This window comes from Sphingobacterium sp. LRF_L2, assembly GCF_965644235.1.
Taxonomy (GTDB): Bacteria; Bacteroidota; Bacteroidia; order Sphingobacteriales; family Sphingobacteriaceae; genus Sphingobacterium.
In genome coordinates this window covers 507,472-532,768 of the sequence record NZ_CBFFRI010000001.1, presented here as the reverse complement: position 1 = coordinate 532,768, position 25,297 = coordinate 507,472, and the positions used below count along the sequence as shown (strand labels likewise).

Genomic DNA, 25,297 nt, shown 5'->3' with positions numbered 1-25,297 from the left:
TATACAGCCATGTGACCGTAACAATAGTTTGTGGTAAAAATTGTACATTTGTTATGCATGGATTTAATTGGATAACCTTTCATTTTTCGACGATGCTGGGGTTATTCCTAATTTTTGATTAATTAATGGTCGTGCGCAAAGTCATTCTGGTATCCTCCAGAATGGCTTTAAATTTTACGTTACTTACTTACAATAACTGTCCTCCCTTCTACTTTAAAATGAATTCCTTGGGCCTTTTCAAGTAGTTTTAATAATTTATTCATATTATCAAATCTGGATATTTTTGCATAATACAATTCTTTGGAAATTTCACCATCGTATTTTATGTCTACATCATACCATCTGCTTATCATCCGCATAATTGTAGGAACATCCTGTCCTCCCAATATAATTTGATCATTTTTCCAAGCAACTGGCTCTTCCAGATCGATATTATTTACTTGGATAGCTCCGTTTATCAGTGTCGATTGTTGCCCTGGAGTCAGCAATTTAGTAGATCCATGGGAGGAGACCTTTATACTTCCTTCTAACAAAGTTGTCTTTATGTTTGGCTCATCTTCGTAGGCATTGATATTAAAATGTGTTCCTAGTACTTCCACCTTCTGTTTATCGGTCTCAACTATGAATGGCCGCGAAGGATCTTTTGCTACCTCGAAGTAGCCTTCGCCCGTCAATTTTACAATACGTTTTCCAGAGGCCGCAAATACTACAGGATACGTTAAGCTTGATGCTGAATTCAGATAAGCTATAGTACCGTCAGGTAACGAAACTTTATATGTTTCTCCCTTGGATGTAGATAAGGTATTGCTATAATCCCGGTCAGCAACATTGCTGTTAACTTCATAAGATAATTTGCCATCAGCGGTTTTGCTAACTTCAACACCTGATTGAAAAGCCACTCTTCCGTAGGCAGCGTCAGCTAAACGAATCTTTTGCCCATTAGCCAATGTAAGTGTTGCTCCAACTTTACCCGGTGCAATCTCTTGAACAGCAACGAGCTCTTGTTTTGACTCGGGTTTAACGGAGGGAAGATGATAATTAAAATAGAATGTCATGAGTAATCCAGCGGCTATGGAAGTGACAGAGGCTCCAATCCAGATGCTTATTCGATTATTTCTCTTTAAGGATAATGCACTATCTATTTTTTTCAATTCTTGTTCCACTTCCTCATCCGTAATATATGTTTCGGGGAAAATGCCATATGCGATCCAATCCTCCAATTTTTGCTTCTCAGCAGGAGTGCATCGGCCCGATTTATATTTTATAAGTAATTCTTGAGCGTATTTGTGATTCATTTATTGCTTTTTTTCAAACTTCGTTAGTTAGTCAGGTAAAAGTGTGTTTAGGGTTATGCTTTTTTTAAAAAAAAATATATTTTTTTTTAAAAAAAAGTTTTCTGGAAAGGATAGGGGGGTGCTATTGATAAAAATATCCAAATGGATGTTTTTATTCTGTAGAAAAATCGAAATGTTTGATGCAAAAGTTAGATTAAAGAAAGATATTAATCAAAGGGCCTAATTTTGCTCTAAGCCTTTTTAATGCCTTGTGTAGATGACTCTTCACTGTTTCTTCAGATAATCCTAATTCTTCCGCAATTTTTGCTCGATTCAATTCGGATATACGGCTTAACTCAAAAACCTTACGCATTTTTATAGGTAATGCTTTTATTTCTTTGTCAATCTGCGTTTCCAGTTGGTGATGCCTTACCAAATGGTCGGATACATCGAACTCGGTAGTTAGAAAATTATCCAAACTTTCGAGAAAACGTTCTTCTACTTGTTTATGAGCAAAAATATTAGCAATCTTGTTTCGTACTGCTGCGTGCAAATAAGTGGAAAGTGTATATTGTATTTGTATGCTAGCGTGATTTAACCAAAGAGATAGAAAAACTTCGTGTACAACATCCAATACCTCTTCTTTACTCCCAAGTCTCTTAAAAGCGAAAAGATAAAGTAATTTCTTATACCGATGATAAATTTCAGTATATGCCGCATGGTCTCCGGCCTTAAGCATTTCGGACAACTGCAGGTCGGTATAGTTAGTATATCTCTTCATTATTCAATATCACCGAGTCGTGGCCGTAAATTTAATAAAATAGCTTAAAAATAATAAGGCAAAAAATATTAATTGTTTAGATGGTGCTACTTTTCCTAAATCTATTTTTAAACTATATGCGGAAAGTAAAGTTATAACGTGCCGTTCTCGATCAATATTCAAAGAAAGAGGGGGGAAATTCCTTTCCCCCCTTTAACTACCTCTTCATTTTTTAAATGAAGTAATGAACAACCTAAATTTGGATGTTTAATCAGTGTTGTCGTGATGAAGTAGTGACTAAAGCTACATAAAAACGCTTAAAGGAGTTTGTTTTGGTATGTTTTGAGCGTTTGCTCATATTCTGTAACAGTATAATCATGTATAATTCCTACATGATTACTCGATTTTAAACTTTCTTTAGCACTCTCCACCGCTTTAGTTTGTATATCTACCGCATTTTTGTAGTCACCAGCTAACGAGTATGCTTTCGCAGCAAGTTCGTAGAACATTGGGTTAGGTTTTTGTGTTTCTTGTGCCCCCCGGTTAAAGACATTTGCCGCATAGAGATAAGTTTCTTTGGATAGCCCGGTTTTATCTACTATAGATTGAGCTGGATATATAGCCACTCTATCGCCATCCTTTTTCTTCCATTCGTCAACAAATGTGAGGGCTTCTTTCTCACTAACATTTTCTAACAGTATATTGAATTTTCGGATGTTTAATGTGTATTTCTGCATAGGGTCTCTTGCTATCACAGTATCTATAAGTGCAAATGCCTTTTCAAACTTTTTTTCTTTAATAGCCTGGTCAATAGGGGCTATTTCTGCAAGATGGGCATTAGTCGCTTTTTTAGACAACTCGATAGAAGCTTGATGTGCAGCACGCATTTCTTGGATATTAAATGTACCATCGATTACTTGTGTAATAACAGCCTCTAATTTACTAGGATGTCCTATCCATAGAAATTGACCATCTTTAATCAAGAAAGTCGTGGGAATTCCTGGTGCTTGTGCTTTTTTTAGCCATTCTTTAGCAAAGTAGCGTTCACCATGATCAACAGCCACATTATAGGACATCTTATCTCCTATACTTTTTACAAAGTTGCTGACTTTGGGTAACACACTTTCGTATGAGTCGCTCTCTGGAATTTTTTCCCACACATTCATACCGATAAATGTGACTTTGCCTTCATATTTTTTTTGCTAACTCCGAGAGATGTGGCATTGCTGCAATACAAGGGCCGCACCACGTGGCCCAACATTCAATGACGTAGATATGGCCTTTTTCATAATTTTCAACAGGCGTTCCTTTTAACCATTTTGAATATCGAATAGGAGGTGCAGGATCGCCTACAACGAAGTCGTCACTTAGTTGAGCACTTACTTGAAGTATGCTGAATAGTAACAAGACACTTGCGAAAAATTTTAGAATATTAGAATTCATAATATTATTGTATAGTTTAAAAAAGTATTTATTTAATAAGTTCTGAGAGCTTCTGATCAAGTTCCTTTTCTCCTTCATCTCCAATATATCTTCCAACTATTTTGCCCTGCGGATCGATCAAAATTTTAGTCGGTAAAGCGGTTACGAGATATTTCTTACTGATATCTTGCGTATTCTCTTTTCCACTTGTTTTGGCATCGTAACCTCTCAAAACGTGCGGCCATATACCAATACCATCGTCAGCAATCGCTTTTTTCCAGGTTTCCGGACTACTATCATTATCTGCTATGCCAATAATTTCAAAACCTTTACTATGGTACTTTTGGTAAGTTGCCAACAAATGGGGGTTTCCTTTACGGCATGGTACACACCATGATGCCCAAAAATCCAGCAATACATATTTTCCGCTAAAATCAGAAAGCTGTATTGGGTTCCCGTGCATGTTAATAGTCTTGAATTCCTCTGCCATTGATCCACTTGATTTTGCTTTCAATGTATTTATCTGATGGAATAGTCGTTGACCTAAAGTGCTGTTTTTAATTTCGTTAGAAAAAAGGTCATATTTACTGATTATTTCCTCCAGTTTCATCATATTAAATGAGTTTAATAATATGTTTGCTGCAGGATAAGAATCCGGATGGTTTTCCATGAATTCAATTTCCTTCTGATTTATTTGCGCGTAATAAGGTCTTAATTCTTTTTGAATACTATTTATAGAGTCTCTAAGCACTTTCACCTGTTCTGCATTATTCTTTTTATAAGCTTCTTGCATGTTGGCCATAAGTTCCATCTGTCGCCTACCGACAGTCTGCAAGTCATCTATGATGGAAATTTTAGACTGATTGAGCAGATTGCTTTCCTCTTGTGCCCGGCTACCTGAAATGGTACTTTTGAAAATCTCCCTATTATTTAAGGATATTTCTGAGTTGCCAGGCGTGATAATTACTTGAAGAAATTGATCCAGACTTTGTGGATTATTAGTTGTTGCTATAAAACAGTTCGTTGCCCCATCCAAGAATCCTTCAAAGCGAAATCTATTGGCTTTAATCTTAGCACTATCTGTTATCATTTTTTCAGTGTTCTTCGTTGAATAAGTAAGGTAAACAGTTTTACCTTCTGCATTATCTACCTGTCCAAGAAGAACGAAATTTTTCTCTTGCGCTCTTGTTATAGCTATTGTGAGGAAAAAAAAGGAGGCAATTAATTTAATTGATTTACACATGTTATAAGAATTATGATTTTTTTAGAGCCTTATCCAAAAAATGAAGTATACCATCTTTTGATAGAGCAACAGTTGTCGTTCTACTGAAACGGGCTAAATTGATGCCCAGTATTTCGCCCTTAGTATTAATTATGATACTACCGCATTCGTTTGGAAGGATAGGAGCGTCATGGATGAAGATATTTTCGAAGTTATCCCTTCTGGCACTTTTTCCACCTATAAATTGTTCAGCTATCGAGTTGTTTTTAGGGACAGGCTTTGATGCCAAGACTACCTTCGCTGTATGCTTTTTACCAAGTCTCGTATAGACTACATCAATAGTATCGTTCGGTACATGAAGTTGTACTTCGTTTGTAAATGCTGAAGCTGAAAGTACTGTTTGACCATCGATTTCTTGTATAACATCGTTCTGTTCGAAGCCCGCTAGGCTGGCTGGAGAGTTTGGTACGACCATTTGAACCAACGTTTTCGTAGAATCATCGCGTAAACCTAATCCCAGATAACCACTTCCAGTGCTCCCTGTTAATGTAAAAATTGGCGTACCAGCAGTTCCTGTCACTATTTTATTGTTCTCAAAAATGCTGAATGTAAGAGATCCAAATATCTCCTTATCGGAAGGAAGATCCGATAGTTCTTGCATATTTATTGCACCTTTTATTTTTTGTTTTAGACCTAAAAGTACGAGATCCGCTTTTTTATCGCGATAAATCACCGTTGGAGACACTTTCTTGCCTTTTAAGATGACAAAAAACTCATCAGGAAGGGATGAACTTTTGCTAATAATATAGGTGTTGTCTGTACTTTTGTTGTCCCTCATCCGCTTATCGATACAGAATTTAGTTCCAAATGCTAGTAGGCTGTCTTTTTTGTCAACTAGCTTTATGTTATATATGCTTTTAGTCGATAGCTTGCTTTTAACGAAGTGAGATTCATAAAGCTCCTGTAGATTTATGTTGTAACTCTCTGTTTCCAATGCCGAACGGGATAAGCTGTCCGATTTTGGTAAAAACTGATAGTTTTCCGCCTGTTGAAGGGCAGTCCAATATTGCCTAAAAATATCAATAGGCACGTCAAAATTTTGATCTAAGTTTTTTAATATATTGCTTCGTATCCCTATCACTTTTCCATTAATATCGAAAAGCCCCCCCCCTGAATCCCCCGGTTCCATCAGACAGGTCGTACGTAGCATAGGATTTGTTTGCGTATTAAGTTCTGCGACATTTCCTAACCTCAGGACAGGTCGCGGTATGGCGAAACTTCCTGCGTAAGCGATGCTGAAACAAGGTTCGCTAACTTGAAGATTAGCGGAGGTGCCTAGCTCGGCAAACGGTAGATTATCAGCATGCTCAATTTTTAACATCGAAGCGTCAAATAGTGCAATCCGACCAAGGCCTATGGCGATAAAGTCTCTTTTTTGCGAAGGAAATCGGACAAGATACACACGATCAGTTTGTCCAGTATGTGCAGCGGTCAGGATAAGCCCGTCTTTACTTACGACAACACCGCTGAATCTTGGGCCTAATAGCTTCTTTGATATCGTGTCATAATCCGCGATAAAAACACTTGCTTCATATGCCTGTTTTAAACTTTGTCGGTACTTAAGCTCGAAAGTGTTTAAGTCCGAGATACTGTTTTGCGCACGTACAAGTGATATGACTGAAAACAGTAGAAAAGTTAGCAGACTTACTAAGTGGGGAAATTGTATTTTGCTCATATTAAATAATTACTTTGTTAGCTAGCAAAGGCTCGTTTTATTACTAAATGTATCCCGTTATCTAGCATACCCATAACTTGGGCTTCCTTCGTATACAGAAGAAAATGTTGATAACATGTAGTGTGTCTCTTTTACTTTCCCTTTTCCGGATGTAATCCTTGCCGCATTACCGTAAGGCAGGCCTCCGACGATGTTATACATCAAAATTTTATACTCTCCGTTGAGATAAGTCGCAATAGTTAAATAGTCCTGTTTAGGGCTTGTGTAGTAATTGTAGCGATTGGAAATATAAGTGATAGTTTCGTTTTCGGGAAGCCCTTGTGGAGATACCTCCATTTCCGAATTTGTTGTAATGTCGTAAGCATAAAGCTTGTTAGACGCTACAAAATAGATTAATTGTGCCGTTTTAGCGTTGTTCGCAAAGTATGTAGCTGTCTTTAATTTGGAATTTTGTGGAATTTCAGTCACACTAGTTACAGAGGGAACGGAGAAAGGCGATGAGCCAGTGACTTTGTATAAATAAACTTTGGAAGCATCAGATCTATCTTTAAAAAGGATATAGACCATTCCGAAGTAGTTTCCCATATGTAGGCAGTCATAATTTAGATTAGATGTGGGATAATTTACACTGGTTAGAGTACTGGTAGTCGAACCATAGTTATTATATAATATTCTACGATTACTCTCGTCCCAATACATAAATCCTAAGGACGCCTCTACAAAAGCCCATTGGTCACTAGCTCCGGATATGGACGAATTGGTCGGCGATCCGTAAATTCCAGTTCCGCTACCACCAACGGAGTATGTTCCTGTGCTCGAAAGATAAACGCTATAAATGTAGTTGGTGTAAAATTTGTAGGGGACGTCGTTTTCTACCTCGGCAAAAAACATCGAGGAATGATCCCCTAATTTTGCCATATCTGCTACACGTAGAATATTAACCCTCGCATTATGTGTAATAATTCCCATACAGTTTGCAGTCGTTTTACCGAGTGTTTCTGGATCAATAATTGGTTTATTGTACAGGATTCCAAGGCTTCTAGGTTTTCCATTCATTGTTGCTCCCTGTGATTTCAAAAGGATGTCTGAAACTAGATCTCCGCCATCTTGCAGCAAATCGATGTCAGTATTACCATCGCTAGTTTCCTTTAATATGTAATGTCCCTTGCTATAGACACTTGATACTTCAAGGTTTGCCGTAACGTTCGCCACCAGATTGGTTTTTTTGTCTTTTGCGAAATATAAAAGCTTGAACTCCCCTGGAGCTTTGACAATAGGGAAGGATAGGTTTCTTTGTTTTCCGATGGTGTCAATGTTATTGTCCTTATCATATAATAGCCAAGTATATTCGAAATTCGTGGTATCGTGTGTTGTTTGAATTATAGGGTTGATTGTAAGTGTGTCTGCGCCAGTTATCTGGCTGTATTCCGCCTCTATTCCAGCTATTACGATGTTATCTACTTCTGTATAATTGTAGTTGCTTTTATCTTTATAACAAGATATTATCAAGAAATTGCAAAGAAGTGGAATTATTATTGATAAATATTTTTTCATCTCAAATCGTGTATATTTATAATTTTTTTTTCAGTTTATTGGCCCAAATAAGCTGAAAAAGAAACAGCAGTGCCGTCACTTTCCTTTAAAACGTCCAATTGTTGATTAACTCGTTCTTCATTGTATGCTGCAAGTTGTTTTGTGAAGTAATCCTGTAAGAACAGCACGTAAGAAGCGTCAATATTTGAATTCACTCCAGCACTAGTGAAACCTATACTATTGAGATAGTCGTCATCCCATTTTTCGCCGGTCAGATTGATCATCCATTGGTGCTTTTCTTGACCATATTTGCCGAAAAAATAATTGGCGTATGCCGCCCAATTGTTCGGTTTTTCTAATTTATCTGTGAAAACAATCTTTACGACATTTCTATCTGGATTTGTATGTTCGAAATCGCTGTTTGTCTTGATGCGTAATGATAAATTTACCAGCGAAGTTTTGAGGCTTTCATCTCTTTTCAATATTATTGGAATTCTTGCTGTGGATTGGTTGGCTGGAACGACATAGGAGGTCGCCAACGTTGGGTCGTCGAATGCAACAAAATGCTTGTCGGCGATTGCAGCATCTGCATCTATTTCGATTTGTTCGAATTCTATTTTTCTGTCATTTTCAGTTAATGGCCCTATGGTTTCCACCACCAACCATACGGTGTCGGTGATAGCTTCTGGATCACCATACACGAATGAACGGTTGATTAGTGTGTCGGAAGCCTGTTCATAATAAAAGTTCAAGCCTGTTCCGTATCCATAAGTCTCCAAATTTTTCTCACACGAACTAAACAAAATTATTGATGTCAGAAATGAAATGAAATATGTAATTTTTGTCATTTTCTTTGAAATTAATCGTTATTGGAATTGAACTCGCTATCAGGCAATGGAATTAAATAATTGGATTCCGTGATGGTGTTCGAGTTGAAAAGCATTGACGTAGATCCCATTCTTTTGTAGGTATAAAACATTTGTCCCTCACCAAAAAATTCTCGTCGATATTCATCTAATACAGCAGATCTTACACTCTCCAAAGTAGAGAAAACGTTGGCTGTTACTTGTACATTATGAGATAGTTGATATTCCTGCCACAAAGCGTTTGCCTCTCCGAGATTTTCTGTTGTTTCCATTACAATGAGGTATATTTCGGATAAGCGGATTAAGGGTACGATTTGTCTTTTAGATATGTTTACTGGTATAGTAGCTGTCTGCGTACTATTGTGATAGAACTTTTTGAGTGTTGCATATGTAGTTCCACTAAAATTCATTTGATCCTGCGCCCATACCGATTGATATCTGTTATTTGACGCAATTCCTTGATTGGAGAAGAGTGTATTTAGTTTTGTTGGGGTAGTCAAAAGGTGTGATGTCGTAATATAATCTGCGCCGTATCCAAATATATCGGGTGTATAGTCCATAATGTTGTGTACATTTAGCATGAGTAAACATTCGGAAGGCAGCGCTAAATAGCCGTTCTGAATATCCGATGTACCACTTAATGAAATTAATTTTGCGCCGTCTGCTCCTATGGCATTTAAGATCTCTAAAGCATTACTATTTGCCTGTGTGATGTTTCCTGTATACAAATAAAATCGAGCTTTTATCGCTTTTACAGCCCAATAATTAAAGCGGTTTTGGCGGAAACGTAAGAAATCATCTTCACCACTTTCCGCTACCGTGTTTAGGGCTGAGAATGAGTTCTTAAAGATTGGATCGTTGTTATACAGTAGGGTTTCAGCTGTAGAAAGATCTGACTCGATCTTATTCACAAATTCACTATAGGAATAGTATGTTGGTAAATCTTTTGCAGAAACGGTCTCCGAATAGGGTAACGATACAGAAGTTGAGGGATTGTTGGGAAGTTGACCAAAAAGACGAAGCACATCGAAATGACAAAAAGCACGGATGGCATAAGCTTCCCCTAATAGAACCTGACGGGTTGATTCGTCACTAATAACGTCACCTTTGGTCTCCATATTGGCGATAATCATATTTGCATGAGCTATTACCGTGTAAAGGCCCGCATAAATTTCGCTGATGGAAGCTTTCGCGTTGTCAGCTTCGAAGTCAAACGTACTTAACTCGTAATCGGAAAGTCTAGCACTTGCTGTTGATAGATCCCATAATTGAGCTAGCGACTCAATATTGGACATAGTCAGCTTCTCGCCATAAATGCTCTGATCTTTTAATAAGATATAACAACCGTTGAGCGCATCGGCGAAGCCGCTATAAGAATTAAATTGTTCTTCTGAAGTTTTTTGATTTTCTGGTTTCACATCTAACCACTTATTACATGATACGAATAGAACCGATAATAATCCGAGAAACGTTATTGTATTTTTTATCATGATTTACGTTTTAAAGAGTGAAGGTTAGAAAGAAGCCTGCTCGTCGAGCATAAGGGTAGGAAGTTCCTCGTTCTCTCTTGACTGTAGAGATATAGAATAAATCAGACATGTTAAGTCCAAAACGCATGTTTTGGATTTTATATTTCTTAAGGAATGGGTTGTCAACAATACGGTAGTCGATACTTGCACTTTGTAGTTCGATCACATTTTCATCCATCACAAACCTGGTTGTTGCACGTGTAGATTCATCAGAAAAAGCTTTAAAAAATACCTGATCACCACTTTTGCTCCATCGATCATCCAGTACACGTCTGTCTACATTTTTTGTACGAAGTGTTGCCTCTGTAACCTCAACCCGGTCTATTAATGTTTGGTTGTATATCTGACCTCCCCAGTGATATCCGAAGTTCAGATTGAGTGTGAAATTACCATAGCGTAGCATAGACGTGATGTTCCCATTATATTTTGGATTCGGTACCCCGGCGTATACTTTTGCACTGGCATCCCACTCTTCTGTTATGTTTCCATCTTTATCAAGGAACAGTTCATTACCGGTACTGGGGTCAATCCCCAATGATTTAACGGCCCAAATCGAATTTTGATCGAATCCTTCAAAGAACAATGTGCTTACGTCTGTGCCTTGTAGCATATATGCTTGCGTTTGTGCTTTAATAGCATCTGACAGTTTGGTTATTCTGTTTTTGTTGTAGGCGATCTTGGAGCCTAATATCCAATTGATTGGTTTATCTCCATTTTTTCTGATGATATTGACATTTAGAGATAATTCAAAACCTGTGTTTTTAACTGTGCCAATATTGTCTATATAGGATGCGAAGCCCGTTGAAAGGGGAAGATCTCTTGCGGAGAGCAGATTCGATGTGTTTTTTACGTAATAGTCAAAGGTACCATTCACTCGGTTGTTGAAGATTCCGAATTCGATGCCGGTATTAAACTGTTTTGTAACTTGCCATTTCAGGTCTTCATTGCCAAGTGCAACAAGGTATACGCCACTTCGGTTTAAATATTTATCACCAGTAAAATATTCGTAGGTTTGTTCGGCTTGGTATGCAGAAAACTGTTGAGCACCTGTTTCACCATAAGAGCCGCGTATACGTAGTAAATTTATGAACTTGAGCAGTTTGATATAGTTTTCATTGTGTAGATTCCAACCTATTCCCGCACTCCAGAAAGGCGCGAATCGGTTTTGACTGCCAAATTGCGAACTTCCGTCTACGCGATAAGATAAATCGGCAAGATACCGGTTGTCATAGGCGTAGTTTGCATTTGCAGTGATACCAATGCTCCGCGTCGTGCTCTGACTACCCGAGGGGCTACCCTCTGATGCATATTGTAAAGCATTTCCTAGAAAACCTTTACTATCTGCAGGAAAACCTTCGGCGATGAAACCGTAATCATAAGCGTTTTTTTGTTGGATAAAGTAATCCAATCCCCCGTAAAGCTGATGTACTCCAGCGAAGGTTTTTGAATAACTTAGGTTGAGTTGCCCCTCAATTCCAGTTGCGTCGCCCGTATTATAGGTATAGCGACCTTTTCTAAAATAGAGGTCTTCGGTGTTATAGGTGATAAAGGTAGAATGATTGGCCGGTATGAATACATCACTCGAAGTACCTTTCTTCGATAAACCCAAACGAGTAAAGAAGCGTAGAGGACTACTTATTTTCCATTCTAGGGAGAAGTTGTTGATTAACTCGGTGTATTTTGATTGGTTGATATTGTTTAATGTAGCATCATAAAGTGGATTCGCACCGTCGGTTGTGTATTCATTAAATCCAGGTAGATACTGCAGTAAATTCCCGTTGCTGTCATAAGGGCTGTAGTAGGGCATCATATCCACCCAGGTGCTAAATGAACCGTAGGGACTTTCTGTTCCCTTATTTAGTCCAACACTCAATTGGTTTCTGAAAATGACGTTTTTGTAATTGTACGCGAGTGTAATATCGCCATTGAATGTTTTTCGATTCGAGCCCTTCATCGCACCGTTCACATTGTTGTAGGCTAGATTGGTTCCCCAAACAAATTGATCACTACCTCCTTCTACGCGTAAGCTTTGCTTCTGGCTGATACCTGTCCGCACTGGATAATGTAACCAGTCTGTATCCAAACCTTCTAGTACCTCCTTTAATCTGTTATTGTACGTATTTTTTAAAGAACTTTCTGTAGCAGCACTTGTTCCTGAATATTGTCCTTGTCGATATTGTAGTTCCAAAAGTTCTTTAGCGTTTAAAAGATTGTAGGAATTGAGATCCGGCAATTCAAAAGTTAGGTCATAGCGTGGTGTAATCAAGAGCTTTCCAGGCTTAGGTTTTTTTCTAACGATGACAATAACCCCATTTGCACCACGGGATCCGTAGATGGCTGTTGCAGAGGCGTCTTTTAAAATATTGATGGATTCAATATCTTCGTCGTTGAAGTCCATTAATTTTGTAAGTGAAATCTCAAAGCCATCCATTATTACGAGCGGTGTGTTGACAGAGGTGCTGGCTCCCGTGTTATATTCCTCTACACTGGTTGGTAATGATGAACGCCCTCTCAATGTGACTTCAGGTATGTTATTCGGGTTACTGCCTAGTTCATTATTGATCTGGATCTGAAATGCTGGATCAATATTTTTTAGAGTTTGCAGTAGGTTCTGTCCGCGATTTGCTTGGATCTGTTCACTTGATATGGCGGTCATAGCACCTGTGTATGTTTCCTTTTTCTTTTCGAATATTCCAGTCACTACGACATCTTCCATTTCGTTAATGGATTGCTCTAACGTCATCACCAAATGTTGTTTCAGATCTATAATAGCAATCTTGAGTGGTTGATAACCAATGTAATGTGCTGCAACTACATCACCGATATGGGCAACTATTTGAAAATTTCCATTTCTATCGCTTACTACAGTGCGGTTGTTGTTACTGCTAACTTCAACCGACGCCCCGCTTATGGGGGCACCATCTTTATCGACTACACGACCTTGGATAAGACCTTCTTGGGCGGCAATAGATTTCTCGGTTATGTTAGGTTGTTTTGTCGTTGTTATATCACTTTTACTGTTACGTTTGGTTAATATGACTGTTTTTCCTTCAATTTTGGCTTCAATAGGTTGACCTTTTGTGATAATTTGCAAAAATTGAGATAGAGGCATTTTTTTTACATCTACAGTGACGGGGTGTGTATCCGATAGATAGTCTTTTAAAATATAGACTTCATATGCCGTTTGTTGCCGAATGATGTTGATAATTTCCTCAATAGACTTGGTCTTTGCTTTTAAGGTAATTGTTTGCGCGTTGGAATAGTCCGTATGCAAGCAAATGAAGAGAGAGATAAGCAATATTCTTATCACTTTATTTAAATAATGTTCATTCATTAAAGGTTAAGGTTAATTTTATACTAAATTTTTTGATTAATTTCGTGTTTAGTTAAGGTGCTTTTTTATCTCGTTGCCACCTCCTTCTTTTTATTTGTGATAATTAGTGTGTATTTTCCGTTACTGTTTTTTTCTGCACGATAGGAGATGTTAGCGCTCTCTATTACTTTTAATGCTGTGCTGATATCTTCTGTGCGGTGAGCTCCACCGATAAATTGTACATCGGGTATGCCATTTACGTATTTAATATCGAAATTGTACCATCGAGAGAGTTCAGCCATGATTTCCGAAAACGGTTTTCCATCAAAGCTAAATCGTCCATTGCGCCAAGCCGTTGTAGCGAAAATGTCGGCGTTGGAGATTGTTATTCCCTTTTTTGTGATGGTGCTCTGTTTTCCAGGTGTTAATACTGTAGAGCTATTTGTCGCGCTGTTTTTGGCATTGATCTGAACAATTCCTTCTAATAGAACGGTTCTTTCTTCAATCTGATCCATATATGCATTGACGTTAAATACCGTTCCTAGTACATGAATTTCTTGACCCTTGGTCAAAACTTTGAATGGTCTATTTTGGCCTGCTTTAGTACGCTGCTTTTTGACATCGAAATAAGCTTCTCCTTCTAATTCGACTGTACGCTCATTATCTGCGAATGTAACCGGGTAACGGAGAAGGGATCCAGCATTTAACCAAACCTGCGTGCCATCTGACAACCTAACCTGATAGGTGCCACCCGGTGGTATAGATAATACCAAATTTTGCTGTTTGATTTGGTCGAAATTTTGCTCATCGTCCGTTATTTTTGACCCATCTGCATAGATAATATTATCTCTGACCTCTATCCCTTCTTTATGGTTGTTTAATATTAGTTTTTTGCCATTCTCGAAAGTTAAGGTCGCCCTGGTGTCGCCTGAAGTTATTTCCGAAATACTGACTTCTTGAGGCAGCGTATTTCTATTGTCGGACTTAAACCATAAGAGACCCAAAACGCATAATAATAAGGCGGCAGCAGAAGGAAGCCAATATTTTATAGATCTAAAGCCCGAGCCTTTTTGCAAATCGTCCTTTTTGTGTAGTATTTCACTTAAGCTTTGCTTTTGGATTTCCTCGTAGTCAAGATTATTTGCTGGGTTAGCTTGCTGTTTTGCAGTGTACGAATACCATTGTTCAATCGATTTTCTTTCTATATCGGTGCTATTACCTTTCAAATATCGTTGCAATAAACTTTTTATATCGTTTTTTCTGTTGTTCATATATGTCCAATTAACCCCGTCTAAATGTAAAGACAGTTAGTTTGGTTAATAGTGGTATATGCGTTGTGAAAAAAAGCTAAAAGGGACTTATTTTAGGTATAGCCAGAATATAAATTTCATGGTTGTTAAGGAAATTGTATATATTATTTTGCTTTTTAGTATTTTTAAAGCGTAATATATTTGTTTTTTTACTGTTCCTTCTGATATGTTGGTTTTCTCGGCAATTTCTTTGTACGATAGGTAAGCACTTCTGCTCATTAGAAAGATTTCCTTCATCTTTGGAGGTAGATTGTCGATTTCCGACTCGATTATTTGATTTAGCTCAAGTGTTTCTACCAAATTTGCTACATCGTTGTGGCTTGAATCCAGCCAGCTTTCCAGGTGACCTAGGTAGTCCTCTCGTACTCTTTGCCGCTGTATAAGATTAATTATCTTGTATCGTAAAGATTTATAGAGATAGCCGGAAATAGAACTTTCTATAGTTAAGTTTTTACCTCGTTTTTCCCAAAGGTTAGAAAAAATGTCTTGCACGGTGTCCCGCGCCAAATCATCATCTTTCACCATACGACGTGCATGGCTAAACATAACGCCCCAATATCGGTTGTACAATTCCGTAAAAGCTTTACTGTCTTGCTTTTTAAGCAAGTCAACCAAAAGGCCATCAGAAAGTTCGCTATATATGTTCATTTCCTCAATGATACCGATTTTAAGATTTAATTACAAATACTTTAACCGTATGTATGTTCTAGATGAAATTATGTCGTTTAATCAGCCAACTAAAAAAACATTCATTAAAGAATGTCTCCGGAGCAAATATATAGACTTTAATGGATGAAAAGAAGTAAAGTGAAAATAAAAACTACTATTCTTATAGACTTTTGGGTAAACCTACTTATCTTTGTATAAAATAAAAAAAATAGAAACCCTTCGTTTTTTTTTTTAATAAAAATTTGATCCGTATATATATGTTTTTTTTAAATGACGATATTATTGTTGATTTTAGTGTTGTTGTTTTTGTGAAAAGGAGAAAAATATCGCTTATTTTGGATAGTAATTATCAAATTTGATGTAATAACTGTTTTTTTTTGTCAATATAAAGCTGTGATGGAGAGTAATCATGATTTAGAAGTATTGGAGTTAATTCGGGATTTAGCTGCCGGAAAGGAAAAGGCGTATAGGCAGGTGTATGAACGCTACAAAGTAAATATTTATTCCACTATTTTTAATCTTTGTGATGATGAATTTGTCTCGGAAGAAGTTTTGCAAGAAACTTTTATCCGTTTATGGCATTACCGCGAAAAGTTGACGAATGTTGAAGATTTTAATGCATGGATATACCGGGTTGCAAAAAATGTGTTTTTGACTAAGATTAGAAGTTTAAAACCTTCTCATGAACCTTTAGATCTCATACTTCATGATGTATTTTTTGCAGCGATGGATTATAAGGATACCGAATATGTAGATTTAGAGAAGGCTTACCATACCGCTATAGAAAATCTTTCTCCAAAACAGCAGTTAACTTATAAAATGGTGAAAAATGAAGGTTTATCAAGGAAAGAAGTTGCTAAATTACTGAATGTTTCTCCTGAAACAGTTAAATGGAATCTGGATGAGTCCGTCAAAAAGATCCGCAAAATTATGATTGAATTGTTAAAAGATATTCCGTTGGTTGCGATATTATATTATCTACAAGAAAAATAATAATTCCCCCCCCCCCAAAGTTGCATTTCATGAAGTCTTAATATTATAGGAACAAATAGTAATATTCCATAATTACCGATGGCATATTGTGATACTAATCATGAATTTCAACAAAGATTATATAGATTATTTGATAACGAAATGTTTGAACCGCTCTGCAAGTATACAAGAAAGGGATACTCTGATGTCTATATTTCGTTATCTAGAAGATGATGAACTAGAGAGAAAGATCGTTCAAGCTTTTTATAAAAATAATTTAGGACATTCCCCCTCCGATAAAGTCTGGGGACGCATAGAAAAAAGTCTTTCTACAAATCGGGAGAAAACTGTTCGTAATATCAACATCTTAAGTCTTTTAAAATACGTTGCAGCGATTGTTTTGCTGTTGATGTTACCTTTTTATGTCTACAGGGACTTATTCCCATTGCATTCAATAGAATATCAAGTCGCGCAGCATTTTGATGGCTTTTTTAGGGAGAAAAAGGAGTCTAATATCGATTTAAGGGCAAAAGATATCCATCTTGTTTTCTCGTCGGGAAAACGGTTTAGTTTGTTGGCCCAGGATTCCGCAATTATCAGTTCCGAAGGTAATATTTTAGTTAAGCAAGAATCTGATCGTGTGTCATACAGCTATATAGATAGTACTAAAAATTTAAGTGCTCAACAATTGTATCACACGTTAAAAGTGCCTTTCGGCAAAAGAATTTCTGTGAGATTGCTTGATGGCACGGTGGTATACTTGAATTCTGGAACGGAAATGAAGTATCCTGTTACGTTCAACGATCGACAAATGCATGTATATCTAAATGGAGAAGCCTATTTTGAAGTCGCAAAATCTAAGGATCGTCACTTTAATGTCCATGTATCAGGAGACTTTAATAGGAAGGATTACATAGTTCAAGTATTAGGAACTAAATTTAATATAAAAGCTTTAAAAAATGATGTAACCAGTACTACTACGTTGTTAGAAGGCTCTATTCAAATATTAGGGTTAGATCCTCATCCGATTTTGTTGCATCCGTCGAAGGAAATCAATGTAGGATCCGATTTTCATGTTGGCGATGCAGATATTGATGTCGCATTGGCTTGGAAGAATCATATATTCTATTTTAAACAAACCCCATTGACTAAAGTTTGTGTCGAATTAGAAAAATGGTACGGTGTCAAAATCCGTTATCAAAAAACTGCGGTAGAGAAGAAGCTGTTGGGACAAATTTCCAGAGATAAATCATTGTTTGAAGTATTGGATATGCTTGAAAAAACGCAGGATATCAAGTATTTTATAAAAGGAAAGGAGGTCTATTTGACTGATTAAACCTTTCCAAAAAAAATAAAATCACCTAAATTAAGAACTATTCACCTAAACATTTTTAACAAGCTATACTGCCGTTAAACCGTACCGCTATGAATATAAGCGATTGTAAAAAAAATATAAAAATTTACTTCACACTACTATGTGTATGTCTCATTAACGTTGTTTCGGCTCAACAGAAGATCAATATTGACAAAGAAAATATTACGCTGGATGAGTTGCTGACCGACTTGAGACAACAGACCGGGTATGATTTTGTGTCGATGACCTCAAAATTCAATTTTTCTAAAAAAATTAATCCAAAATTTAAAGACACAGATCTGGAAGATGTTTTAGAGACATACTTCAACGTACAGTCCGGGGTCGTTTTTGTTTATAAAGATAAGAATATCATTTTGATGGACGAAACAAAAGCTAAATATCGAACTATAACAGGTCGTGTATCAACTGAAAAGGGTAGAGATCTTATACAAGGAGTAACGATTAGTTTTTTACCGAAAGCAATTAAGACACGCACAAATGAAGATGGGGAATTTTCCTTACATATTCCTGAGTATGCCAGGGAGATTGAAGCAACCTTTTTAGGCTATGAAAGAAGTGTTCTCAAATTATCATCAGCGAGCACATATATTATCTATTTACAAGAAAAAACGGAAAAAATAGAAGATGTGGTCGTCACGGGTCTTTTCGAACGTCCAAAAGAAATGTACACGGGGGCTGCAAGATCTTTTACGCAAGAAGAGTTACAGCAGGTCACTAGTGACAACGTACTGACTGCACTTAAATCATTGGATCCCTCTTTCCAACTTCCGGAAAATATCAATTTAGGGTCTAACCCAAACGCTTTACCCGAAGTTACATTACGCGGGGGCAATAGCCTTGTTGATATTAGCTCGTCTTCAACAAACACGTTCAACTACGCCAATAGTGTCAACACACCCTTGTTTATCCTGGATGGTTTTGAAGTATCGCTGACCCGGATCAATGATCTGGACATCACGCGCATCAAAAGCGTGAATCTCCTGAAAGATGCCACCGCGACATCCATATATGGATCAAGGGCGGCCAATGGTGTTGTCGTCATTGAAACTATTCAACCCAAAGAAGGTCAAATTCGAATTACTTATACAGGTAATACGACTATTGAAATGCCAGACCTATCCGGATACGACATCCTGAACGCCCGTGAAAAGTTGGAATTGGAGGAAAAGGCAGGCGTGTACACCTATCACGGATGGAATCAACGCGAGCAGAACCTTGCTTATTATTACGAATCCCGTAAAAAAGCAATTGAGAGTGGTGTAGAAACCGATTGGATGGCGCTGCCTTTACGCACAGGAATTGGACAAAAACATAATGTATACCTTGAAGGTGGATCAAACAATAATGCGCTTTATGGTGTCAGTTTGAATTATTACGATACCAAAGGGGTAATGAAAGGGTCTGATCGTAAAACATTGACCGGTAATACATTTTTGTCTTATCGTGTCAAAAATTTTCAGTTTAAAAACGACTTGACCATCATAAGTAATACAGCAAATAATTCTCCTTACGGATCTTTTACGCAGTATGCTCAACTAAACCCTTATTGGACACCCTACAATGAGGACGGTAGTCTGAAACTGTACCTCGAAGAGGTATATGATAATAGTGGAAATCGTCTCACTCTGTTTGATAGTTACGATAATCTGGACGGTTATGTTGGCAGACCCACTAACCCTTTATACAACGCTACGTTGGGAATTGTTGACCAATCAAGATATAAGAGTTTTGTTAATAATTTCTCAGCGCAATGGCAAGTAAAAAGCTGGCTGCGATTAAACGGAACATTTGCGTATCAATATCAAGCGGATGAAAGCGATGAGTTTTTGCCGGCACAGCATACATCCTTTAGCGCAACTACCACATTAGAAAAAGGATCGTACGACAAAGCCTATGGTAAGAGATCTGGATTTGAGGGAAACCTCTCCGCTAATTTAAATAGATCCATTGGCCGAAACCTGTTTTTTGCGACATTGGGAGGAAATTTACAGCAGACAAAATATGATACAGAACTTTTTTCTGTAATCGGTTTCCCAAATGCAAATCTAAAAAGCCTGACACAGGGTCTCCAATATCCCTCCGGGACATCACCCGAAGGTTCAGAAAGCTATACGAGGCTTGCAGGCCTTTTTGCTAATGGTTCTTATGCGTATGACAGTAAATATTTACTGGATGTTTCGTATCGTCTCGATGGATCTTCTCAGTTTGGAAAAGACAATAGAATGGCACCGTTCTGGTCGCTTGGTGCAGGCTGGAATTTGGAGAAAGAAACATTTATGAAAAATATAGACTGGCTGAACCGTTTCAAATTGAGGTATTCACTGGGGTATACAGGATCACAGAATTTTGCTAGTTATCTGGGGACGTCAACGAGTCGCTATTATAATGATTCGGAATACAGGGGAATCATGGGGACATATCTGTTATCTTTTGGTAATAGTGCGCTTAGTTGGCAAAAAACTAGAAAAAATAACCTTGGTCTGGACCTAACAGTATTTAATAAGCTGAATATTTCGGCAAACTATTACATTGAAAATACAGAGGGATCTATTGCAACAATATCTTCAGCTCCTTCTACCGGTTTTAGCACCTATAGCGAAAATATTGGTGATCTGAACTCAAAAGGATGGGAAGCATATTTCAGGTACAATGTAATCAATGACAATGCAAACAGAAATAATCTTTCCGTTTTTCTAAATCTTGTTTCAGTCAAGAATAAGATCTCGCGGATTTCCAATACGATAGCCAAGTTGAACGAGACTGCTGATACAACTTATTCTTCACGTCCAGTGACTAAATATGAAGTGGGACAGTCTACCACTGCAATATGGGCTGTACCGTCCTTAGGAATCGACCCTGCTACAGGTCGGGAAATTTATCTCACGAGAGATGGTAAGATAACCAATACGTATGATCCCGTAGATCAGATTATTGTAGGTGACACCCGATCTAAAATAGAAGGAACTTTTGGTGCCAATTTAGAAATAAAAGGTGTAGGACTAAACGCTTATTTCAGATTCCAATACGGAGGACAAGCTTACAACCAGACATTGGTCGAGCGTGTAGAAAATGTAAATGTAGACCTTTACAATGTAGACAGACGTGTAGCCGAAGAGCGTTGGCTGCAGCCTGGAGACATTACTTTCTTCAAAGGTTTGTTGGATGAAAGAGGGGTTTCTATATCGGATCCTACATACGCTACCTCACGTTTTGTGCAGGATAACAACCTATTGTCTCTGGAAAGTTTATCTGTCTATTATCGTTTCAAGGACACCTTCAACAGAAGGTGTCGGTTGAGTAATACGCGTATTACGGCTTTCACAAGCGATGTGTTCCGTATTAGCAGCATTAAGCGGGAGAGAGGCCTTGATTATCCTTTTAGTAGGACATTTACCCTCCAACTATCTACCTCATTTTAAGATATCAAAGCATGAAAAATATTTTTTACAGCATCATAACATTATCCCTTATCTTATTGTTGGGAGCTTGCAACAAATGGCTGGACGTACAACCATCGAATGAATTTAGTGAGGATAATCAATTTTCTACAGAACAAGGATTTGTAGATGCGCTAACCGGTGTTTATCAGAAGCTTACCTCTACCAGTATTTATGGCACAAATTTAAGTTTCGGATTCGTCGATGTCCTTGCACAGCAGTATCAAAATAAATCTGCTCAAACCACAGATTATTATGGCGAGGCAGCTTATTACAACTATGAATCCGAAGAGCTTTCAGGTCAGTTGAACGTTAAGCAAACAATCGCCAACATCTGGTCCAATCAGTACAATGCCATCGCAAATCTCAACTACATACTGAAAAACATCGAAGAGCGCGGCTCGGTACTAACCTCTGAGAATGCTTTTAACATCGTGAAAGGTGAAGCACTGGCACTCCGTGCATTTTTACATTTTGACCTGCTGCGGCTCTATGCTCCGGCCTATCTTGATGGTGTGAATGCTGGGCGAATAGCTATTCCCTATGTCACTACCTATAGCGTGACACCTACGCAGAGCCTAACGGTGGAAGAAGTAGTCAAGCTGATCCTGGCTGACCTCTCGGAGGCAGAATCGTTGCTTTCCGTTTCCCCGGGGCTGGATCGTATCGCCGACAACCAGGGAGATACCTCTCTCAAAGGAACCTGGGCACTCTTCATGACCTACCGGCAAAATCACCTCAACTATTGGGCTGTGAAGTCGCTGCTGGCTCGTGTATACTTGTATGTCGGGGACAAGGATAATGCGCTCTACTATGCGGAGGAGGTAATCAATAACGCGTCGGTCTCCTTTGTGACTACGACAGCGATCAACACAGACGCCACATCCGAAAGTTCGGACATCACCTTTACCAACGAGCACTTGTTCTCGCTGTACGTGACCGGCATGGATGCGCTAGCCAACAACTATTTCAAGAGCGGAACCACTACTACCGCCGAATCTTCAGATCTGTACACAACCTTGACAATATTATCCTCCCTATATGAGCAGAATGCTTCTGGCTACGGCCAGGATATCCGTTCGCTCACAGCAGCACAGAATAGATGGAGCCAGCTGACGGAGAGTATAGTGTATACCAAAAAATACTATGCAGACAATTCGGCTAATGTTAAGCAAAGATTGATTCCGCTGATCAGGTTGCCCGAAGTCTATTACATCGCTGCCGAGGCTTCGCCTACAGTCAGTGAAGGATTGAGCTACCTGAATGCCGTGCGGACATCAAGACTCATTCCTATGCTTACTGAGACAGACGTGAGGACCACTGAGGAGTTGAATGCTGCCATTGCTATAGAGTATCGTAAAGAGTTCTATGCGGAAGGCCAGCTGTGGTACTATTTCAAGCGAAAGAATATCCTGAGTATTCCGAATAGCCCAAGCAGTAATGTGATGACGGAAAGTATGTACGTACTGCCATTGCCGGATGACGAACTGGAATTCAACCCAGGTGCAGAATAAATAATGGTTTTTTGTTTAAATTAATATTTAAAAAATGAAAAAAATATTTCAAAGCATTCTTTTATTTGTTACGTTCGGCACCATCTTCTCCTGCGCCAAAGACGAGCGGCTGATTTACAATACGGATAAGGCCTATGTTTATTTCTACAAAAATACTGCGGGCAGTACTGCAGACAGTATCTACCGCAGCTTTGCGCTGGAACCTGAAACGATCACGAAGGATACTTTTTACCTCAATTTACACGTTATAGGCCTAGCCACAGATTATGACCGCAAGGTAAATCTGGTTATCGATGAGGCTTCTACGGCTACGCAAGGACACCATTTTGAAATCGGAGAAGCGATTATCCCGGCCAATTCCTACAATACGGAGGTTCCAGTGATCCTGTACCGCACTGAAGATCTCAAGGACAGTACTTATCAGGTATTTCTTCACATCGGTGAATCCGATGATTTCCTACCTGGATACGACCATGTGGTGACCAGTACGATATACAGTACTTTGGAGTATAGGTTCAGTTTCACGGATCAGCTTACCAAGCCTTCTATATGGGATTCGTTTTGGGCAACCTATTTCGGAACCTATTCAGAAACTAAGATCCGCTTTTTGAACTCCGTTTTGGCCGATGCGTACTATGAAGCCAGAGATGGAGTCGAACTGGATTGGAATACCCGTCTTTCTTCGTATCCCCAGTTTCTAAATTTCATTTGGCAAAAGGCTAAGGTAGAGCTCTACGAATACGAGCTAGCCAACGGCCCTTTGATTGACGAAAACGGAGAACGAGTAACATTAAATTGACCTATAAAATATGTTCATGATGAAAAAAGAATTTAATATAAGCCTTTGTTACTTCTTGATGATCGGACTCTTCGTGACGTCCTGCTATAAAGACGACGGCAACTACGACTACGATTACCTGGGGGATATTGTGATCACGGATACGGAAAATACGGAGACCATACATATCGCACAGAACGAGACACTGTCTCTCGTTCCCGAGATCCAGCTGAACGGCAATACCGATGACGTAAGCTACCTGTGGTTCGCTTATCGCAACACACAGGGAGTCAGTTATGCGCAGCCTTATGATACGATCGCATTCACCAGAGATTTGAACTACAGCATCGACGGGAATATCTTTACCCTGGGCGAGAGTTACCGGCTGACCTACAAGGTCACGAGTAACAAGACCGGCGTATCCGCGTATCACTTCTACGATCTGGTGATCAGCGATGTATTTACGACGGGCTGGATGTTTCTGGAAGACAAGGCCGGATATGCGGATCTGTCCATGATCCGGACAGATGGGACGACCATCCATAATATTTATTCCGACCGCAATGCATCGCACCCGCTCCACAATCCTCTGGGGATTACCATCACAAAAGCCAACGTGACCGATAATCTGTCTGATGTGGGGAAACGCTTCTACATCTGGTCGGAAACAGATGGGGTAGAGATAAATTACCTGACGATGGAGAAAAAATTTGATTACAATTACCTGTTTTTTACGCCTCCTTCCCAAATCAAGCCGCAGTGGCTGGGATGGAGCGGATACTTGTCGTCATCAGGAAGTCAGGCTACTGCATTAGGAATTAGTATCAACGACGGACTGTTGCATACGAATTATGTCGGGGGATTTCCCGGTACTAAAAAATGGGCCGAACCACTGGCCTCACCGGCAAACGGATATGACTATGAGCTGGCGCCGTTTCTTGCGCCATATTACAGGTATACCACTTCTGTCCACCCGCTGGTCATGTACGATAATAAAAATCGTAGATTTTACAGCGTAACTTACAGTACTCTGAGTGCCTTCGCTACATCAGCGAGCAATAAGGATATATTTGACATGAACGATGTAGGCCTAGATATGTTCTCTATGACTCCGTCCTATCAGGAACACTACCACGATGCAGTTATGAAAGATGATGCGGGAACACCTTACCTTTTGCGCTTCAAGAATACCGTACCCACCTCGGCTCCGGCCATGACGATCAGCAAGCAGGTGATCCATGCGCCGAATGCCGCCTCGATGTCTGCTGTGGAAAGTTCGGGAACAGGAGGCTATTTGTTCTATGCATCGGGCAATACCCTATACCGCTACGAATACCTGTCGGATAGTTATACGGCTCCCTATACGTTTGGTGGGGGAGAAGAGGTTACCTTTATCGAATTTGATAAGGATGCCCGGGGAACTAATCTGCCTACGCTGATGGTCGCGACGTGGAATGGCAGCGAAGGAAAAGTGTACTATTTTGACGTATCTGCCACGAATGACCTAACCTATAATACGGCCTATACAGGGTTTGGTAAGATTATCGGTATGGCACCGAAGACCTAAGGTTTAAAGAAAGTCGAGTAC

General features: G+C 38.9%; 18 protein-coding genes. 6 read left to right on the top strand and 12 right to left on the bottom strand.

Annotated features, from left to right (window positions below):
* Nucleotides 1-179: 179 nt before the first annotated feature.
* The 12 genes from ACSZOX_RS02155 to ACSZOX_RS02100 all read right to left on the bottom strand — a co-directional run bounded on the left by ACSZOX_RS02155 (nucleotide 180) and on the right by ACSZOX_RS02100 (nucleotide 15,612).
* Nucleotides 180-1,295, bottom strand: a complete 1,116-nt coding sequence (locus ACSZOX_RS02155) for a FecR family protein (RefSeq protein WP_437918102.1) — start codon at nucleotides 1,293-1,295, stop codon at nucleotides 180-182.
* Between the two features lie 193 nt (nucleotides 1,296-1,488).
* On the bottom strand, nucleotides 1,489-2,055 hold the full coding sequence (locus tag ACSZOX_RS02150; RefSeq protein WP_437918101.1) for an RNA polymerase sigma factor: 567 nt from the start codon (nucleotides 2,053-2,055) through the stop codon (nucleotides 1,489-1,491).
* A 296-nt stretch (nucleotides 2,056-2,351) separates the two neighbouring features.
* Nucleotides 2,352-3,200 carry a hypothetical protein gene (locus ACSZOX_RS02145; protein WP_437918100.1) on the bottom strand — a complete coding sequence of 283 codons (849 nt, stop codon included), beginning with the start codon at nucleotides 3,198-3,200 and terminating at the stop codon, nucleotides 2,352-2,354.
* 22 nt (nucleotides 3,201-3,222) lie between these two features.
* On the bottom strand, nucleotides 3,223-3,477 hold the full coding sequence (locus ACSZOX_RS02140) for a TlpA family protein disulfide reductase (RefSeq protein WP_437918099.1): 255 nt from the start codon (nucleotides 3,475-3,477) through the stop codon (nucleotides 3,223-3,225).
* A 28-nt stretch (nucleotides 3,478-3,505) separates the two neighbouring features.
* On the bottom strand, nucleotides 3,506-4,699 hold the full coding sequence (locus ACSZOX_RS02135) for a redoxin domain-containing protein (RefSeq protein WP_437918098.1): 1,194 nt from the start codon (nucleotides 4,697-4,699) through the stop codon (nucleotides 3,506-3,508).
* A 10-nt stretch (nucleotides 4,700-4,709) separates the two neighbouring features.
* On the bottom strand, nucleotides 4,710-6,413 hold the full coding sequence (locus ACSZOX_RS02130; RefSeq protein ID WP_437918097.1) for a trypsin-like peptidase domain-containing protein: 1,704 nt from the start codon (nucleotides 6,411-6,413) through the stop codon (nucleotides 4,710-4,712).
* A 57-nt stretch (nucleotides 6,414-6,470) separates the two neighbouring features.
* Complete coding sequence (locus ACSZOX_RS02125; protein ID WP_437918096.1) at nucleotides 6,471-7,967, bottom strand: PKD-like family lipoprotein; 1,497 nt, start codon at nucleotides 7,965-7,967, stop codon at nucleotides 6,471-6,473.
* 35 nt (nucleotides 7,968-8,002) lie between these two features.
* A complete protein-coding gene (locus ACSZOX_RS02120; RefSeq protein ID WP_437918095.1) occupies nucleotides 8,003-8,794 on the bottom strand; it encodes a DUF4843 domain-containing protein in 792 nt (263 codons plus the stop codon).
* 11 nt (nucleotides 8,795-8,805) lie between these two features.
* Nucleotides 8,806-10,302: a RagB/SusD family nutrient uptake outer membrane protein gene (locus ACSZOX_RS02115; protein WP_437918094.1), complete on the bottom strand. Its 1,497-nt coding sequence runs from the start codon at nucleotides 10,300-10,302 to the stop codon at nucleotides 8,806-8,808.
* 10 nt (nucleotides 10,303-10,312) lie between these two features.
* On the bottom strand, nucleotides 10,313-13,675 hold the full coding sequence (locus ACSZOX_RS02110) for a SusC/RagA family TonB-linked outer membrane protein (RefSeq protein ID WP_437918093.1): 3,363 nt from the start codon (nucleotides 13,673-13,675) through the stop codon (nucleotides 10,313-10,315).
* A 65-nt stretch (nucleotides 13,676-13,740) separates the two neighbouring features.
* Entirely contained in the window at nucleotides 13,741-14,925 is a 1,185-nt protein-coding gene (locus ACSZOX_RS02105; protein ID WP_437918092.1) for a FecR family protein, read from the bottom strand.
* An 87-nt stretch (nucleotides 14,926-15,012) separates the two neighbouring features.
* Entirely contained in the window at nucleotides 15,013-15,612 is a 600-nt protein-coding gene (locus ACSZOX_RS02100) for an RNA polymerase sigma factor (RefSeq protein WP_437918091.1), read from the bottom strand.
* A 417-nt stretch (nucleotides 15,613-16,029) separates the two neighbouring features.
* Here ACSZOX_RS02100 and ACSZOX_RS02095 point away from each other — a divergent pair, with 417 nt between their 5' ends.
* The 6 genes from ACSZOX_RS02095 to ACSZOX_RS02070 all read left to right on the top strand — a co-directional run bounded on the left by ACSZOX_RS02095 (nucleotide 16,030) and on the right by ACSZOX_RS02070 (nucleotide 25,276).
* Nucleotides 16,030-16,626, top strand: a complete 597-nt coding sequence (locus ACSZOX_RS02095; RefSeq protein ID WP_437918090.1) for an RNA polymerase sigma factor — start codon at nucleotides 16,030-16,032, stop codon at nucleotides 16,624-16,626.
* A gap of 184 nt (nucleotides 16,627-16,810) precedes the next feature.
* On the top strand, nucleotides 16,811-17,941 hold the full coding sequence (locus ACSZOX_RS02090; RefSeq protein ID WP_437918089.1) for a FecR family protein: 1,131 nt from the start codon (nucleotides 16,811-16,813) through the stop codon (nucleotides 17,939-17,941).
* 89 nt (nucleotides 17,942-18,030) lie between these two features.
* Nucleotides 18,031-21,399 (top strand): SusC/RagA family TonB-linked outer membrane protein, encoded by a 3,369-nt coding sequence (locus tag ACSZOX_RS02085; protein ID WP_437918088.1) that lies wholly within the window; start codon nucleotides 18,031-18,033, stop codon nucleotides 21,397-21,399.
* 11 nt (nucleotides 21,400-21,410) lie between these two features.
* Nucleotides 21,411-22,931, top strand: a complete 1,521-nt coding sequence (locus ACSZOX_RS02080) for a RagB/SusD family nutrient uptake outer membrane protein (RefSeq protein WP_437918087.1) — start codon at nucleotides 21,411-21,413, stop codon at nucleotides 22,929-22,931.
* 34 nt (nucleotides 22,932-22,965) lie between these two features.
* Nucleotides 22,966-23,730 (top strand): DUF4843 domain-containing protein, encoded by a 765-nt coding sequence (locus ACSZOX_RS02075; RefSeq protein WP_437918086.1) that lies wholly within the window; start codon nucleotides 22,966-22,968, stop codon nucleotides 23,728-23,730.
* A 10-nt stretch (nucleotides 23,731-23,740) separates the two neighbouring features.
* Nucleotides 23,741-25,276, top strand: coding sequence for a PKD-like family lipoprotein (locus ACSZOX_RS02070; protein ID WP_437918085.1), 1,536 nt, complete (start codon nucleotides 23,741-23,743; stop codon nucleotides 25,274-25,276).
* Nucleotides 25,277-25,297 lie beyond the last annotated feature (21 nt).